At 56.2% G+C, this 13,205-nt stretch carries 14 protein-coding genes; 6 read left to right on the top strand and 8 right to left on the bottom strand.

Features of this window, described 5'->3' with window-relative positions:
- Positions 1 to 64: 64 nt before the first annotated feature.
- Together glpX and fpr are read left to right on the top strand one after the other, a co-directional pair.
- Positions 65 to 1,075, top strand: coding sequence for a class II fructose-bisphosphatase (gene glpX / locus P346_RS01060; protein ID WP_032662725.1), 1,011 nt, complete (start codon positions 65 to 67; stop codon positions 1,073 to 1,075).
- 96 nt (positions 1,076 to 1,171) lie between these two features.
- Positions 1,172 to 1,918, top strand: a complete 747-nt coding sequence (gene fpr, locus P346_RS01065) for a ferredoxin--NADP(+) reductase (protein WP_029739198.1) — start codon at positions 1,172 to 1,174, stop codon at positions 1,916 to 1,918.
- Here fpr and P346_RS01070 read toward each other — a convergent pair whose 3' ends face one another.
- A complete protein-coding gene (locus P346_RS01070; RefSeq protein WP_032662723.1) occupies positions 1,919 to 2,338 on the bottom strand; it encodes a DUF805 domain-containing protein in 420 nt (139 codons plus the stop codon). It lies immediately after the preceding gene.
- 112 nt (positions 2,339 to 2,450) lie between these two features.
- On the opposite strand from P346_RS01070, the gene P346_RS01075 reads away from it, so the two are divergent.
- Complete coding sequence (locus P346_RS01075; protein ID WP_023309692.1) at positions 2,451 to 3,047, top strand: DUF1454 family protein; 597 nt, start codon at positions 2,451 to 2,453, stop codon at positions 3,045 to 3,047.
- Between the two features lie 111 nt (positions 3,048 to 3,158).
- Positions 3,159 to 3,926, top strand: a complete 768-nt coding sequence (tpiA, locus tag P346_RS01080) for a triose-phosphate isomerase (protein WP_014172206.1) — start codon at positions 3,159 to 3,161, stop codon at positions 3,924 to 3,926.
- A 99-nt stretch (positions 3,927 to 4,025) separates the two neighbouring features.
- Here the strand turns inward: tpiA and P346_RS01085 are convergent, their stop codons facing one another.
- The 6 genes from P346_RS01085 to cpxP form a co-directional block, all read right to left on the bottom strand.
- Entirely contained in the window at positions 4,026 to 5,330 is a 1,305-nt protein-coding gene (locus P346_RS01085) for an SLC13 family permease (protein WP_032662721.1), read from the bottom strand.
- 73 nt (positions 5,331 to 5,403) lie between these two features.
- On the bottom strand, positions 5,404 to 6,147 hold the full coding sequence (locus P346_RS01090) for a CDP-diacylglycerol diphosphatase (protein ID WP_032662719.1): 744 nt from the start codon (positions 6,145 to 6,147) through the stop codon (positions 5,404 to 5,406).
- 107 nt (positions 6,148 to 6,254) lie between these two features.
- The gene (locus P346_RS01095; RefSeq protein ID WP_032662717.1) at positions 6,255 to 7,244 is read right to left on the bottom strand and encodes a sulfate ABC transporter substrate-binding protein; all 990 of its coding nucleotides are present in this window, start codon (positions 7,242 to 7,244) and stop codon (positions 6,255 to 6,257) included.
- 209 nt (positions 7,245 to 7,453) lie between these two features.
- Positions 7,454 to 8,416, bottom strand: a complete 963-nt coding sequence (gene pfkA, locus P346_RS01100) for a 6-phosphofructokinase (protein WP_023309696.1) — start codon at positions 8,414 to 8,416, stop codon at positions 7,454 to 7,456.
- A 174-nt stretch (positions 8,417 to 8,590) separates the two neighbouring features.
- Positions 8,591 to 9,484 (bottom strand): CDF family cation-efflux transporter FieF, encoded by an 894-nt coding sequence (gene fieF, locus P346_RS01105; protein WP_032662716.1) that lies wholly within the window; start codon positions 9,482 to 9,484, stop codon positions 8,591 to 8,593.
- Between the two features lie 152 nt (positions 9,485 to 9,636).
- Positions 9,637 to 10,143, bottom strand: coding sequence for a cell-envelope stress modulator CpxP (gene cpxP, locus P346_RS01110; protein ID WP_032662714.1), 507 nt, complete (start codon positions 10,141 to 10,143; stop codon positions 9,637 to 9,639).
- A gap of 150 nt (positions 10,144 to 10,293) precedes the next feature.
- On the opposite strand from cpxP, the gene cpxR reads away from it, so the two are divergent.
- On the top strand, positions 10,294 to 10,992 hold the full coding sequence (gene cpxR, locus P346_RS01115; RefSeq protein ID WP_006179159.1) for an envelope stress response regulator transcription factor CpxR: 699 nt from the start codon (positions 10,294 to 10,296) through the stop codon (positions 10,990 to 10,992).
- Positions 10,989 to 12,362 (top strand): envelope stress sensor histidine kinase CpxA, encoded by a 1,374-nt coding sequence (gene cpxA / locus P346_RS01120; protein ID WP_023309731.1) that lies wholly within the window; start codon positions 10,989 to 10,991, stop codon positions 12,360 to 12,362. The genes cpxR and cpxA overlap by 4 nt, the downstream gene beginning before the upstream one ends.
- A 53-nt stretch (positions 12,363 to 12,415) precedes the next feature.
- Here the strand turns inward: cpxA and yiiM are convergent, their stop codons facing one another.
- Entirely contained in the window at positions 12,416 to 13,090 is a 675-nt protein-coding gene (gene yiiM, locus P346_RS01125; RefSeq protein WP_032662712.1) for a 6-hydroxyaminopurine reductase, read from the bottom strand.
- Between the last annotated feature and the right edge of the window lie 115 nt (positions 13,091 to 13,205).

Genomic DNA, 13,205 nt, shown 5'->3' with positions numbered 1-13,205 from the left:
TAAAACCCCCCTCTCCACTCTGTGATAAACTTCGTGCAATTCCTTTTGATTGCACGAGTACCTCATGAAACGTGAACTTGCCATCGAGTTTTCCCGCGTCACCGAAGCGGCCGCCCTTGCAGGCTATAAATGGCTGGGTCGTGGCGACAAAAATACCGCAGACGGCGCAGCCGTCCATGCCATGCGCATTGTGCTTAACCAGGTCAACATCGACGGCACCATCGTGATCGGCGAAGGCGAGATCGACGAAGCGCCGATGCTCTATATCGGTGAAAAAGTCGGTACCGGCAAAGGCGATGCCGTAGATATCGCGGTCGACCCGATCGAAGGCACCCGCATGACGGCAATGGGTCAGGCCAATGCGTTAGCGGTGCTGGCCGTGGGCGATAAAGGCTGCTTCCTCAACGCGCCGGACATGTACATGGAAAAGCTGATTGTCGGTCCGGGCGCAAAAGGCGCAATCGACCTTAGCCTGCCGCTGGAAGAGAACCTGCACAACATCGCCAAAGCCCTGGGCAAACCCCTTAGCGAACTTACCGTGACGATTCTGGCGAAACCGCGCCACGACGCCACCATCGCGCAGATGCAAAAGCTCGGCGTGCGCGTGTTTGCTATCCCTGACGGTGACGTTGCCGCCTCGATCCTGACCTGCATGCCGGATAGCGAAGTCGACGTGCTGTACGGCATCGGCGGCGCGCCGGAAGGTGTGGTCTCCGCGGCAGTGATCCGCGCGCTGGATGGCGATATGCAGGCCCGTCTGCTGCCCCGCCATGAGGTAAAAGGCGACAGCGAAGAGAACCGCCGCATCGGGGAAAACGAGCTGGCGCGCTGCGAAGCGATGGGCATCGAGGCCAATAAAGTGCTGGCTCTGGACGAAATGGCGCGTAGCGATAACGTTGTCTTCTCGGCGACCGGCATCACCAAAGGCGATCTGCTGGACGGCATCACCCGCAAGGGTAATATGGCCACCACTGAAACGCTGCTGATTCGCGGTAAATCACGCACCATTCGCCGCATCCAGTCTATCCACTATCTCGACCGCAAAGACCCGGACGTGCAGACGCACATTCTGTAAAACCGTTTGATCGATAGAGCTTTCCGGCCCTGACGGGCTGGAAATTGTCATCACAAGAACGGAAGATAGAACAGAGAAACAGCACAGGAGAAGATCATGGCGGACTGGGTAACAGGTAAAGTCACAAAGGTACAGTTCTGGACCGATGCGCTATTTAGTCTCACCGTACATGCTCCCGTTCACCCGTTTAAAGCCGGGCAATTTGCGAAGCTGGGGCTGGATGTCGACGGCGAGCGCGTGCAGCGCGCCTACTCTTACGTCAACGCACCTGATAACCCGGACCTCGAGTTCTATCTGGTCACCGTTCCTGACGGTAAGCTCAGCCCGCGCCTTGCCGCCCTCAAGCCCGGCGACGAGGTGCAAATTGTGAGTGAAGCGGCAGGCTTCTTTGTGCTCGAAGAGATCCCTGACTGTGACACGCTCTGGATGCTGGCAACCGGTACGGCCATCGGCCCTTATCTCTCTATTTTGCAGTACGGCAAAGATCTGGAGCGCTTTAAAAACATCGTGCTGGTTCACGCTGCGCGCTACGCCGCAGACCTGAGCTATTTGCCGCAGATGCAGGCGCTTGAACAGCAGTACGGCGGGAAGTTAAAGATTCAGACGGTGGTCAGCCGCGAAACCGTAGCAGGAGCGCTTACCGGCCGCGTGCCGGCGTTAATTGAGAGTGGAGCCCTAGAAGACGCGGTGGGTTTGCCGCTGAACGCTGAAACCAGCCACGTCATGCTGTGCGGCAACCCGCAGATGGTGCGTGACACGCAGCAGCTTCTGAAGGATACCCGGCAGATGACGAAACATCTTCGCCGCCGACCGGGCCATATGACCGCCGAACACTACTGGTGATCAGCGGTATTTCACCTCAAGGGTGTCTTTACCGTATTTGTTTTCGCTCTGGGTGCCAATAAACGCGCCCAGATCGACAATCATCATCACGAAGATGGCCGACGGCAGCAGCCTGCCCACGACCCACGGCAGGATGGACGGAAGCATCGCCCAGTTTCCCGCCACCAGCATCCACGCCAGAATAATCAGAAATGCCCACGCGCCGGAACGTCCGCGATCGTGCAGACGTTTTACGACAACCGCCGCCGTTGGCCATAGCAAACAGACCAGCGCGAAGGCCGCCGTTTGCGTACTCAGCCAGGCGTTGTAAGCAACGAAAAACAGAAGCAGCATGGCGACAACCCACGTCACCATCCAGATCCAGAAATCACGGCGTCCAATACGCCCTTTGAATGAAAACAGCCACTGCTGTATGGTCATGTAAGGTTCCTTATTATCGTATAGCGCGCATTTTACCCTGGAGTTGTGACCTTTTGACAAGCCGAGCAGATATCGTTTTAATCATGAGCACTTACGGCCAGGGGCAATGTTGATGAAAAGTTCGGCACGTTCTCTTTTCCTGTGTTTAGCGCTGCTCAGCGCGGGTTATCCCCTGCACGCCGCCGAAACCACAGCCCCGACCACAGCACCGTATCTGCTGGCGGGCGCGCCGTCGTTCGATCAGTCCATCAGCCAGTTTCGTGAAACCTTCAATCAGACCAACCCCACGCTGCCGCTGGATGAGTTTCGCGCCATCGATGGTTCACGCGATACCCCCACACTGACCCGTGCGGCAAGCAAGATTAATGAGAATTTGTATGCTTCCACGGCGCTGGAGCGCGGTACGTTAAAAATCAAAAGCATGCAAATCACCTGGCTGCCGATACAGGGGCCAGAGCAGAAAGCCGCTAAGGCGAAAGCGCTGGAGTACATGAGCGCGGTACTGCAGGCCTTTACCCCTGCGCTGACGAAAAAGCAAAGTCAGCAAAAGCTGCAAAAACTCCTTACCGCCGGGAAAAACAAGCGTTACTACGCTGATACCGAAGGCGCGATCCGCTATGTTGTGGCGGACAACGGCGAAAAAGGACTGACCTTCGCTGTTGAACCGATTAAGCTGGCACTATCTGACACCCTCGGCGGGGCGAATTAATGACAAAAAGCAAAGCCTTTCGAGGGAAAATCTCTATACTGATTCACAGACCATGCTGCCCGACAGGGTGGCCATATTCCTTAATTCGCTTATTTAGCGTGGAGAATTGAAATGCGACATCCTTTAGTGATGGGTAACTGGAAACTGAACGGCAGCCGCCACATGGTAAACGAGCTGGTTGCGAACCTGCGTAAAGAGCTGGCTGGCGTGACGGGCTGCGCGGTTGCTATCGCTCCGCCGGATATGTACCTGGATCTGGCTAAACACGCCGCTGACGGCAGCCACATCATTCTGGGCGCGCAGAACGTTGACGTTAACCTGTCTGGCGCGTTCACCGGTGAAACCTCCGCTGAAATGCTGAAAGATATCGGCGCGAAATACATCATCATCGGCCACTCCGAGCGTCGCACCTATCACAAAGAATCCGACGAGTTCATCGCGAAGAAATTCGCCGTGCTGAAAGAGCAGGGTCTGATCCCGGTTCTGTGCATCGGTGAAACCGAAGCGGAAAACGAAGCGGGCAAAACCGAAGAAGTATGTGCACGTCAGATCGACGCAGTGCTGAAAACCCAGGGCGCGGCAGCGTTCGAAGGCGCGGTAATCGCATACGAGCCAGTCTGGGCGATCGGTACCGGCAAATCTGCAACCCCTGCGCAGGCTCAGGCGGTTCATAAATTCATTCGTGACCACATTGCTAAAGCCGACGCGAAAGTCGCTGAGCAAGTGATTATCCAGTACGGCGGTTCCGTAAACGCTTCCAACGCTGCTGAGCTGTTCACCCAGCCAGACATCGATGGCGCGCTGGTTGGCGGTGCATCCCTGAAAGCTGACGCTTTCGCGGTGATCGTTAAAGCGGCAGAAGCGGCTAAACAGGCGTAATTGCCTTTGCGGGGGGGGGCGCTTGCGCTTCCCCGCCGCTCTTCTCCTCCCTCTCCCTTTGGGAGAGGGTTGGGGTGAGGGGAAACCGCTCGCACCGAACTACACTTTCCCCAGCAAACTAAACCACAGATAATCCAGCGGCAGCAGCACCAGATACGTTGCAATAGCCAGCGCCAGACAAAGCACCATCCCCGCCCTTGCAGGCACCTTCCCGAGCCCCATGGCCACCACAATCGGCGACGCCTGATACGGCAGCAGCGGCGTGGAATAGCCCAGCACCTGAATCATGATCACCGACAGCAGCGGGAAACCGGTCGCATCCGAAAAACTCTGCGCCAGCGTGGTGTACAGCGCCGGCACGCCGTTGGCGGTCATAATGAAGTTGAGTGCGGTGGTAATACCGGTCAGCGCCAGGAAACTGGTGAACGGTCTGTCGGCATCCAGCGGCATAATGCGAAGCAACGCCTCGCCCACGGCCGTTCCGATACCGGTTTGCGTCACCACGATTGCCAGACCGAGAATACCTGCGACGTAAATGCAGGTACGCATGTTCACGCCCGCTGAAAACTCTTCCCCGGTAATGAAACCAACGCGCGGCAGCATGACGACGATCGACGCCGCCAGCCCCGTCCACGCGGGCCCCACGCCGTGCCAGCTCTCCGTGATCCACATCCCCAGCACCACCGCCAGGAGCCAGGCAAGACGCTTTTCGTCCCGCCCCATCGGCTCAGACGGCGCCTGTTCCTTCGGCGGTTTCGGGCTACCGGGAAATAGCCAGCAGATCAGGCCGATCAGGATCAGGCCTTTGAGAATGCCCAGCACCGGCGTATGCAGCAGCAGATACGGGACATAGTTCAGATGGATGCCGTACGAGCCTTCAGCCGCACCGCTCATTACCAGATTAGGGACGTTAGCAGGCAGGATCGTCGCCGAAAGCTGGAAAGTCCCGAACCCCACCGCCAGCGCCAGTCCGAACCAGGCGCGGGAGCCGTCGGCGATACCGGCGCGTTGTGCCATCGCCGCGACAATCGGCATCAGCAGCGCAATACGTCCCATGTTCGACGGCATCACAAATGCCAGCGCATAGCTCAGCAGCACCACGCTCGCCACCATCAACACCCAGGAGTCGGTGAGCTTTGATGACAGCGCCCGGGCGGCCCTGTCCGCCAGTCCGGTTTTACGGATCGCCACGCCAAGCACAAAGCCGCTGAATACCAGCCAGAAAGCAGACGAGGCAAAACCGCCAAAGATGACCTCCGGTGGGGCGATTCTGGCGGCCATCGCCGCCGTGAAGAACAGCAGCGCGGTGATAAATTCCGGCAATAGCGACGTCGCCCACAGCACGATGGTGACGCCAACAATCAGTGAGGGCAGCAGCAGAGGATACGTTAACCAGAGCGACATACCTGTCTCCTGTAGAATTTTTCAGCAAGTCTACGGTGACAGGCAGCCCGAGTAAACGCGATTTATGGTGGGGTTACTGCAGGATAGCGCATTGATGATCCTGCAGTTCCTCCGCAGACGCGCGGTTAAGCGTGAGCAGGTTACGCTCGGTCGCCAGCAAAACAAAAGAGCCGTCCGACTGCTGCGCCATTGCCAGCGCGAAACGCCCCATATGGTCGCGCGCTTCCGGCAGCTCTTCTGCCAGCATCATAAACGGGCTGCGCTGGACCAGTTCATTCTCCGTTACCCGGCGAGCAAGATACTCATGTCCTTCCAGCCCCCCGGGAAGAGGCAGCCACTGGGTGCTGATTTCTCCCTGTGCAGCGTTGAGCCTCTCGCGCACGTCCGGACGCAGGCAGGAGATATGAATATGGAAATGGTTCTGCGTGCGCCCTGTCGCCGAGTTAATCGTCAGCGAAATGGCGCTGTCAGGCACCTCGGCTCCACGCTTCAGGGTCATAAAGCTGCGCGACTGCCACGCCAGCCAGAAAAAGTTCGGCGTATGAGCTTCGGTCAATAGCGGGCTCTCGGTGCCGTTGATGCGATATGTCGGCATCAGCAGGTACTGCAGCGGCCCGTTGCGATCTTTAAATACCACATAGCCTGCATCCGTTTTCACCTGCGCACAGGGTGCCGGGTTACGGTTCTGGATCTGATTCGGCACACACTGGTCGAGAACGATATGGCGCAACGCATTCGGATTACCCGCCTTCATCCAGTACACGCCGCCAGCGGCAAGGGCGATGACAATGAGGATCAATAAGATAATTTTTTTCACAACGCGTTCCCTGTTTTCAATAGAGGCAAAAGAGTAACGCAAAATGATGACCAAATAAAAAACCCGGCGGATTTCTCACGCCGGGTTACCGTGTCATTAGCTAATGGTTAGCGCTGGCTGATTTGGTCGAAAGTGCCGCCGTTAGAGAAGTGCTCTTTCTGCGCTTTGGTCCAGCCGCCGAACTCGTCATCAATTGTGAAGAGTTTCAGTTTAGGGAATACGCTGTCGTATTTCTTCGCAACGGCCGGATCGCGTGGACGATAGAAGTTTTTCGCCGCAATTTCCTGGCCTTCTGGCGAGTAGAGATACTTCAGATAGGCTTCCGCCACCGCTTTGGTATCTTTTTTCTCAACCACTTTGTCGACCACGGAAACGGTCGGCTCAGCCAGAATCGATTCGCTTGGGGTCACGATCTCGAATTTGTCTTTACCCAGCTCGTGGGTGGCCAGCAGGGCTTCGTTTTCCCATGCGATCAGCACGTCGCCAATCCCGCGCTCGACGAAGGTGTTGGTGGCGCCACGCGCGCCGGAGTCCAGCACCTCAACGTTTTTATACAGCGCCTTCACGAATTCCTGCGCTTTGGCCTGGTCGCCATTGTTGTGATGCAGTGCATAACCCCACGCGCCGAGGTAGTTCCAGCGAGCGCCGCCGGAGCTTTTCGGGTTCGGGGTAATCACAGAAACGCCTGGTTTGATCAGGTCGTTCCAGTCTTTAATTTGTTTCGGGTTTCCTTTACGCACCAGGAAGACGATGGTAGAGGTGTAGGGTGCGGAGTTATCCGGCAGGCGTTTGATCCAGTTTTTGTCGATGCGGCCACGCTCGGCGATCGCATCAACATCGTAGGCCAGCGCCAGGGTTACCACGTCGGCTTCAATACCGTTTATCACGGACGTCGCCTGCTTGCCGGAGCCGCCATGCGACTGGCGAACCACCACGTTGTCGCCGGTTTCCTGCTTCCAGTGTGCCGCGAACGCTTTGTTGTATTGCTCGTACAGTTCACGCGTCGGGTCGTATGACACGTTCAGTAACTGGATATCCTTAGCCAGAACGCTGGTCGATGCCAGCAATAATGTTAAACCCACGCCCCATTTATTCATCGCCCAGCTCTCTTGTGTAGTGTTTTGATAAATGCAGCGTGCCAGAAAGCGAATCGAGGATTAAAGAATAAAAAAAGATTGGCTATAACGTAGTGGAATAAAAAAGCGTGCGCGCATAAAAAAGCCGGGTGGCGGCTACGCCTTACCCGGCCTACGAGTCGTGCTTTTGTAGGCCCGGTAAGCGCAGCGCCACCGGGCAACAGAGCCGATCAGTACAGTTTTTTCGCGCAGTCCAGCCAGTCACCTTTGAACGGACGCTTCATGTTTTCAATCGCGTCGATGATGTCATGGTGAACCAGTTTTTCGTTCTGAATACCGACGCAGCGGCCGCCGTGGCCCTGCAGCAGCAGATCGATAGCGTACGCGCCCATACGGGACGCCAGAATACGGTCGTAAGGGCCTGGAGAACCGCCGCGCTGGATGTGACCCAGTACGGTCGCGCGGGTTTCGCGTTTGGTTTCGGCTTCGATGTACTTCGCCAGCTCGTCAACGTCACAGATGTGCTCGGTGATAGCCACGATCGCGTGTTTTTTACCCTTCGCGATGCCCGCTTTGATTTCAGCCACCAGATCTTCACGGCTAAATTCGACTTCTGGCACGACGATAAATTCACAACCGCCCGCAATGGCTGCCGCCAGCGTCAGGTCGCCGCAGTAACGACCCATCACTTCAACGATAGAAATGCGCTGGTGAGAAGAAGAGGTGTCACGCAGACGGTCAATCGCTTCAACAACGGTACCCAGTGCAGTAAAGAAGCCGATAGTGTAGTCAGTACCTTTGATGTCGTTGTCGATGGTGCCCGGCAGACCGATGCAAGGGAAGCCCATTTCGGTCAGACGTTTTGCACCCATGTAGGAGCCGTCACCGCCGATAACCACCAGGGCGTCCAGGCCGCGTTTCTTCATGTTTTCGATAGCCACTTCGCGAACGTGTTCATCACGGAATTCCGGGAAGCGCGCGGAACCGAGGAAAGTACCGCCACGGTTGATCATGTCAGACACGCTGTAACGGTCGAGCTGAACCATACGATCTTCATACAGGCCCAGATAACCGTCATAAACGCCAAAAACTTCCAGGCCTTCCGTCAGCGCTGCACGGACAACACCACGAATTGCCGCGTTCATGCCCGGCGCATCACCGCCGCTTGTCAACACACCGATTTTCTTAATCATGACTACCTCTGAACTTAGGAATGCAAAATTGAAATCTGTTGCCGGAAGAAACTTATCGACCAACGAATACTGCAAATAGTATATCAATCCCTTCCAGCTGAATTGATTCAGGTCAGACCAAACGGCGGTAATTTATACACAAAATGCTGGCCTGGCTCACTTTTTTACAACGAATTACGAAAGCCCAACATGACCGGGTACAACCGAGCAGGGATCCTGGTGAATGATGACGTCTGAACCAGGAAAACGCTGCAAAATCGCCTGCTCGACCTGCTCAGCAATAACGTGAGCCTGAACCAGTGGCAGGTTGTCTTCCATTTCAATATGAATCTGAATAAAGCGGGTCGGCCCTGACTGCCGCGTTCGAAGATCGTGTGCACCGCTGACGCCGGGCCAGGAGGTCACGATGGCAAAAATTTCATTACGTTCTGAGTCCGGGAGGGCGCGGTCAAGCAGTGATTGCACCGCTTCATACCCCATCCGCAGGGCGCTATATAAAATATAGATACCAATCCCTAACGCAAATAACGCATCGGCGCGATGCCAGCCATACCAGGCCAGACCGAGCGCAATAAGAATAGCCCCATTCATCATAACATCAGATTGATAATGAAGCATATCCGCCCGTACAGCCTGACTTTGCGTTTTGCGAACAACCCAGCGCTGGAACGTTACCAGAACAAGTGTGCATATAAGCGCAACGATCGTCACAACTACGCCCACGCCGGGATCGTTCATCGGTGTCGGCGAAACGAGATGCTGGATGCCGGTTAAAAACAGGAACAGCGCAGAGCCGGAAATGAACATGCTTTGTGCCAGCGCGGCCAGCGACTCCGCTTTGCCGTGCCCAAATGTGTGCTCTTCATCCGCTGGCTGCAGCGAGTAACGCACCACCAGCAGGTTGGTCAACGAGGCGGCAATGTCCATCAGCGAGTCCACCAGCGCCGCCAGAATACTGACCGAGCCGGTGTACCACCAGGCAAAGATTTTAATCAGCAACAGGCTGGAGGCCATGACGGTCGCCGCAATGGCGGCCCGGCTTACCAGTCTTCCATAGGATTGATTCATAAACGCTCCTGTCATGTCATGCCGCTAGTATAACGGAAGCATGGGGAGTCTAAGGATGAATAAACGGTTAACAGGGCGGATGCGGGGCAAAAAAAACCCCCACATCATGTGGGGGAAGACAGGGATGGTGTCTATGGCAAGGAAAACAGGGTTTACTGGTTACTACGGGTACTGCTATTGCTACTGAAAAACGTCGTTTCTGAGCTTCGCTGCATCCGTGCAACCTCACGCAGCTGGTCCATTCGCTGCTGATGTCTGGCATTCAAAACCGCTTGCTGCTCGGGCGTTAGCAGGTGGAACATCTGGTTGCGGACCTTCGCCATCTCTACCTGGCGGGCAACCTGTTCCTGTGCCATTTTTTCGGCCTGAGCGCGAACAGCGCTTTCGTCAAAATTTTCTGCGGTGACAAGGCGATGCATTGTCTCCATTTCGCTAACATTAACAGGGGGCTGGTCGTGTCGTGCCCTCTGCATCAGATCTCGCATCTGTTGACGCTGATGTTCGGTTAAACTTATGCCGTCAAACATATGGCTTTGGCTGCTGTTCTGCGTTGCGCCCTCTTGTAAGGGACTGTTATCGCTGATGATAGCTTCAGCAGCCTGGCTAAACGCACTGAACGCCAGCGTTGAGGCCATGACGGCAGCGGTAACTTTGCGCATCACTTGCTCCCAAAATCTTTCGTGTCGCGATTCAACGAGAGACAGTCTACGATTCAGGCTGCAAACATGCGTCAGGGGGTGTAAAACAACGTAAAGTCATGGATTAGACAGCCTTGATGTCGTAATTTCTGCCTCGGAGGTATTTAAACAATGAATAAAATCCTGTTAGTTGATGATGACCGAGAGCTCACATCCCTTTTAAAGGAGTTGCTCGACATGGAAGGTTTCAACGTCCTGGTTGCCCATGATGGCGAGCAGGCGCTGAGTCTCCTTGACGACAGCATCGATTTACTTTTGCTCGACGTGATGATGCCGAAGAAAAACGGTATTGATACGTTGAAAGAGCTACGCCAGACACACCAGACTCCCGTAATCATGCTGACCGCGCGCGGCAGCGAACTTGACCGCGTACTCGGCCTTGAGCTGGGCGCCGATGACTATTTACCGAAGCCGTTTAATGACCGTGAACTGGTTGCCCGTATTCGCGCTATCCTGCGTCGTTCCCACTGGAGCGAGCAGCAGCAAAATACCGACAACAGCTCACCCACCCTTGAAGTCGACTCCCTGAGCCTGAACCCGGGCCGTCAGGAAGCAAGCTTTGATGGCCAGACGCTGGAACTGACCGGCACGGAGTTCACCCTGCTGTATCTGCTGGCGCAGCACCTCGGCCAGGTGGTTTCGCGTGAACATCTAAGCCAGGAAGTGCTGGGCAAACGCCTCACCCCGTTTGACCGCGCCATCGACATGCACATCTCTAACCTGCGCCGTAAGCTGCCGGAGCGTAAAGACGGTCACCCATGGTTTAAAACTCTGCGTGGTCGCGGTTATCTGATGGTTTCTGCTTCATGATAGGAAGCTTAACCGCCCGCATCTTCGCCATCTTCTGGCTGACGCTGGCACTGGTTTTAATGCTCGTACTGATGTTGCCAAAACTCGACTCACGCCAGATGACGGAGCTTCTCGACAGCGAGCAACGTCAGGGCGTGATGATCGAGCAGCACGTGGAAGCCGAGCTGGCAAACGATCCGCCGAACGATTTAATGTGGTGGCGCAGGCTGTTTCGCGCTATCGACAAGTGGGCGCCGCCCGGACAACGGCTGCTGCTGGTGACCAGCGAAGGCCGCGTGATTGGGGCCGATCGCAATGAAATGCAGATTATCCGCAACTTCATTGGCCAGGCGGATAACGCCGATCATCCCCAGAAGAAGAAATATGGCCGCGTAGAGATGGTGGGGCCTTTCTCCGTCAGGGACGGAGAGGATAATTATCAGCTCTACCTGATCCGTCCGGCGAGCAACTCCCAGTCTGATTTTATCAACCTGCTGTTTGACCGCCCTCTCCTGCTGCTGATTGTCACCATGCTGGTCAGCTCGCCGCTGCTGTTATGGCTGGCGTGGAGCCTGGCAAAACCGGCACGCAAGCTGAAGAATGCCGCCGATGAAGTGGCGCAGGGTAACCTGAGACAGCACCCTGAACTGGAAGCCGGACCGCAGGAGTTCCTTGCCGCCGGAACCAGTTTTAACCAGATGGTGAGCGCGCTCGACCGCATGATGACTGCACAGCAACGTCTGCTGTCGGATATCTCGCACGAGCTGCGTACCCCGCTTACGCGCTTGCAGCTTGGCACCGCGCTCCTGCGCCGCCGCAGCGGTGAGAGCAAAGAGCTGGAGCGTATTGAAACGGAAGCGCACCGTCTGGACAGCATGATCAACGACCTGCTGGTCATGTCGCGCAATCAGCAGAAAAACGCGCTGGTCAGTGAAACGGTGAAAGCGAATCACCTCTGGCACGAGGTGCTGGACAACGCGGCGTTCGAAGCGGAACAGATGGGTAAATCCTTCACCGTCAACTTCCCGCCGGGCCCGTGGCCGCTGTACGGTAACCCCAACACGCTGGAAAGCGCGCTGGAGAACATCGTGCGTAACGCCCTGCGCTATTCGCATACGAAAATTGAGGTGGCGTTCTCGGTGGATAAAGACGGGATCACCGTCATTGTCGATGACGACGGCCCTGGCGTGAGCCCGGAAGACCGCGAGCAGATTTTCCGTCCGTTCTATCGTACCGATGAGGCGCGTGACCGGGAATCGGGCGGCACGGGACTGGGTCTGGCGATTGTTGAAACCGCCATGCAGCAGCACCGCGGCTGGGTGAAAGCCGACGATAGCCCGCTGGGTGGACTACGGCTAACGCTGTGGCTACCGTTGTATAAGCGTTCGTAGCTGTTAGTGCCGGGTGGCGGCTTCGCCTTACCCGGCCTACTTTCCTCGGAAGACTATTTCCCCCACAATCTCCGCGAATTATCTTCGATCTTGCTGCTTAAACGCCGCTTCTGCATCGTTCTTGTCCAGCTGATCGATAGCCCCGCCGCCGAAAGCAGACGGTGATACTGTTCGTCGTCAAACGGCATATGCCAGGCAATGGCGCAGGCGTCATAAACAGACACATCGCTCAGGCGCGACGCCAGCTCAAGCGGCGCGTCCGCTGAAACCTGCCCCGCCTGCACCACGCGATACAGCCAGCCGGTTTTACCCGCTTTTTGCAGCTGGGCCGACATATCCTGAATACCGAAGTGGTAGTTGAGCTTGAAGCACGGCGAGCGTGGCTGCGTCACCTGAATCAGGGCATCGCCCCAGCGGTAGATATCACCGATAAACACGTTCTTTTCGGTGAGCCCTTCGGTGGAGAGATTCTCGCCAAACGCGGGGGCGACGAAGAGGTCCGCCTGCTCGGGGAATTCGGTTTTCCAGTGCTGATAGTGTTCGCGCGGGTAGTGGCACAGCGCGCGATCGGGCCCGCCGTGGATTTTCTTTTCGGCCTGCTCGTCACCCGCAAGCCCGAGGTCGGTTAGCGTCAGCTCACCGTCGACCTGAATTTTGGCGATGGCACTCGGGCGGCTGCCGTCGTACTCCCTTACCTTGCCTGTAAACACGTTCACCGGGTAATGCATTGCTGCTCCTTTTATGCCCTAAATGATTCGAGTTGCAGGAAGGCGGCAAGAGAGTGAATTCCCAGGAGCTTACTCAAGTAAGTGACTGGGGTGAGCGAACGCAGCCAACGCACCT

The organism is Enterobacter sp. DC1, assembly GCF_000568075.1.
Classification (GTDB): domain Bacteria; phylum Pseudomonadota; class Gammaproteobacteria; order Enterobacterales; family Enterobacteriaceae; genus Enterobacter; species Enterobacter asburiae.
This window is presented reverse-complemented; position numbering and strand designations above follow the sequence as displayed.

Excerpts from the sequence above, each read along its gene's own strand:
- fpr (WP_029739198.1), top strand. The coding sequence starts at position 1,172 with ATGGCGGACTGGGTAACAGGTAAAGTCACAAAGGTACAGTTCTGGACC.
- cpxA (WP_023309731.1), top strand. The coding sequence starts at position 10,989 with ATGATAGGAAGCTTAACCGCCCGCATCTTCGCCATCTTCTGGCTGACG.
- cpxR (WP_006179159.1), top strand. The coding sequence starts at position 10,294 with ATGAATAAAATCCTGTTAGTTGATGATGACCGAGAGCTCACATCCCTT.
- yiiM (WP_032662712.1), bottom strand. The coding sequence starts at position 13,090 with ATGCATTACCCGGTGAACGTGTTTACAGGCAAGGTAAGGGAGTACGAC.
- P346_RS01085 (WP_032662721.1), bottom strand. The coding sequence starts at position 5,330 with ATGTCGCTCTGGTTAACGTATCCTCTGCTGCTGCCCTCACTGATTGTT.
- pfkA (WP_023309696.1), bottom strand. The coding sequence starts at position 8,416 with ATGATTAAGAAAATCGGTGTGTTGACAAGCGGCGGTGATGCGCCGGGC.
- glpX (WP_032662725.1), top strand. The coding sequence starts at position 65 with ATGAAACGTGAACTTGCCATCGAGTTTTCCCGCGTCACCGAAGCGGCC.
- tpiA (WP_014172206.1), top strand. The coding sequence starts at position 3,159 with ATGCGACATCCTTTAGTGATGGGTAACTGGAAACTGAACGGCAGCCGC.
- fieF (WP_032662716.1), bottom strand. The coding sequence starts at position 9,484 with ATGAATCAATCCTATGGAAGACTGGTAAGCCGGGCCGCCATTGCGGCG.
- P346_RS01075 (WP_023309692.1), top strand. The coding sequence starts at position 2,451 with ATGAAAAGTTCGGCACGTTCTCTTTTCCTGTGTTTAGCGCTGCTCAGC.
- P346_RS01095 (WP_032662717.1), bottom strand. The coding sequence starts at position 7,244 with ATGAATAAATGGGGCGTGGGTTTAACATTATTGCTGGCATCGACCAGC.
- P346_RS01070 (WP_032662723.1), bottom strand. The coding sequence starts at position 2,338 with ATGACCATACAGCAGTGGCTGTTTTCATTCAAAGGGCGTATTGGACGC.
- cpxP (WP_032662714.1), bottom strand. The coding sequence starts at position 10,143 with ATGCGCAAAGTTACCGCTGCCGTCATGGCCTCAACGCTGGCGTTCAGT.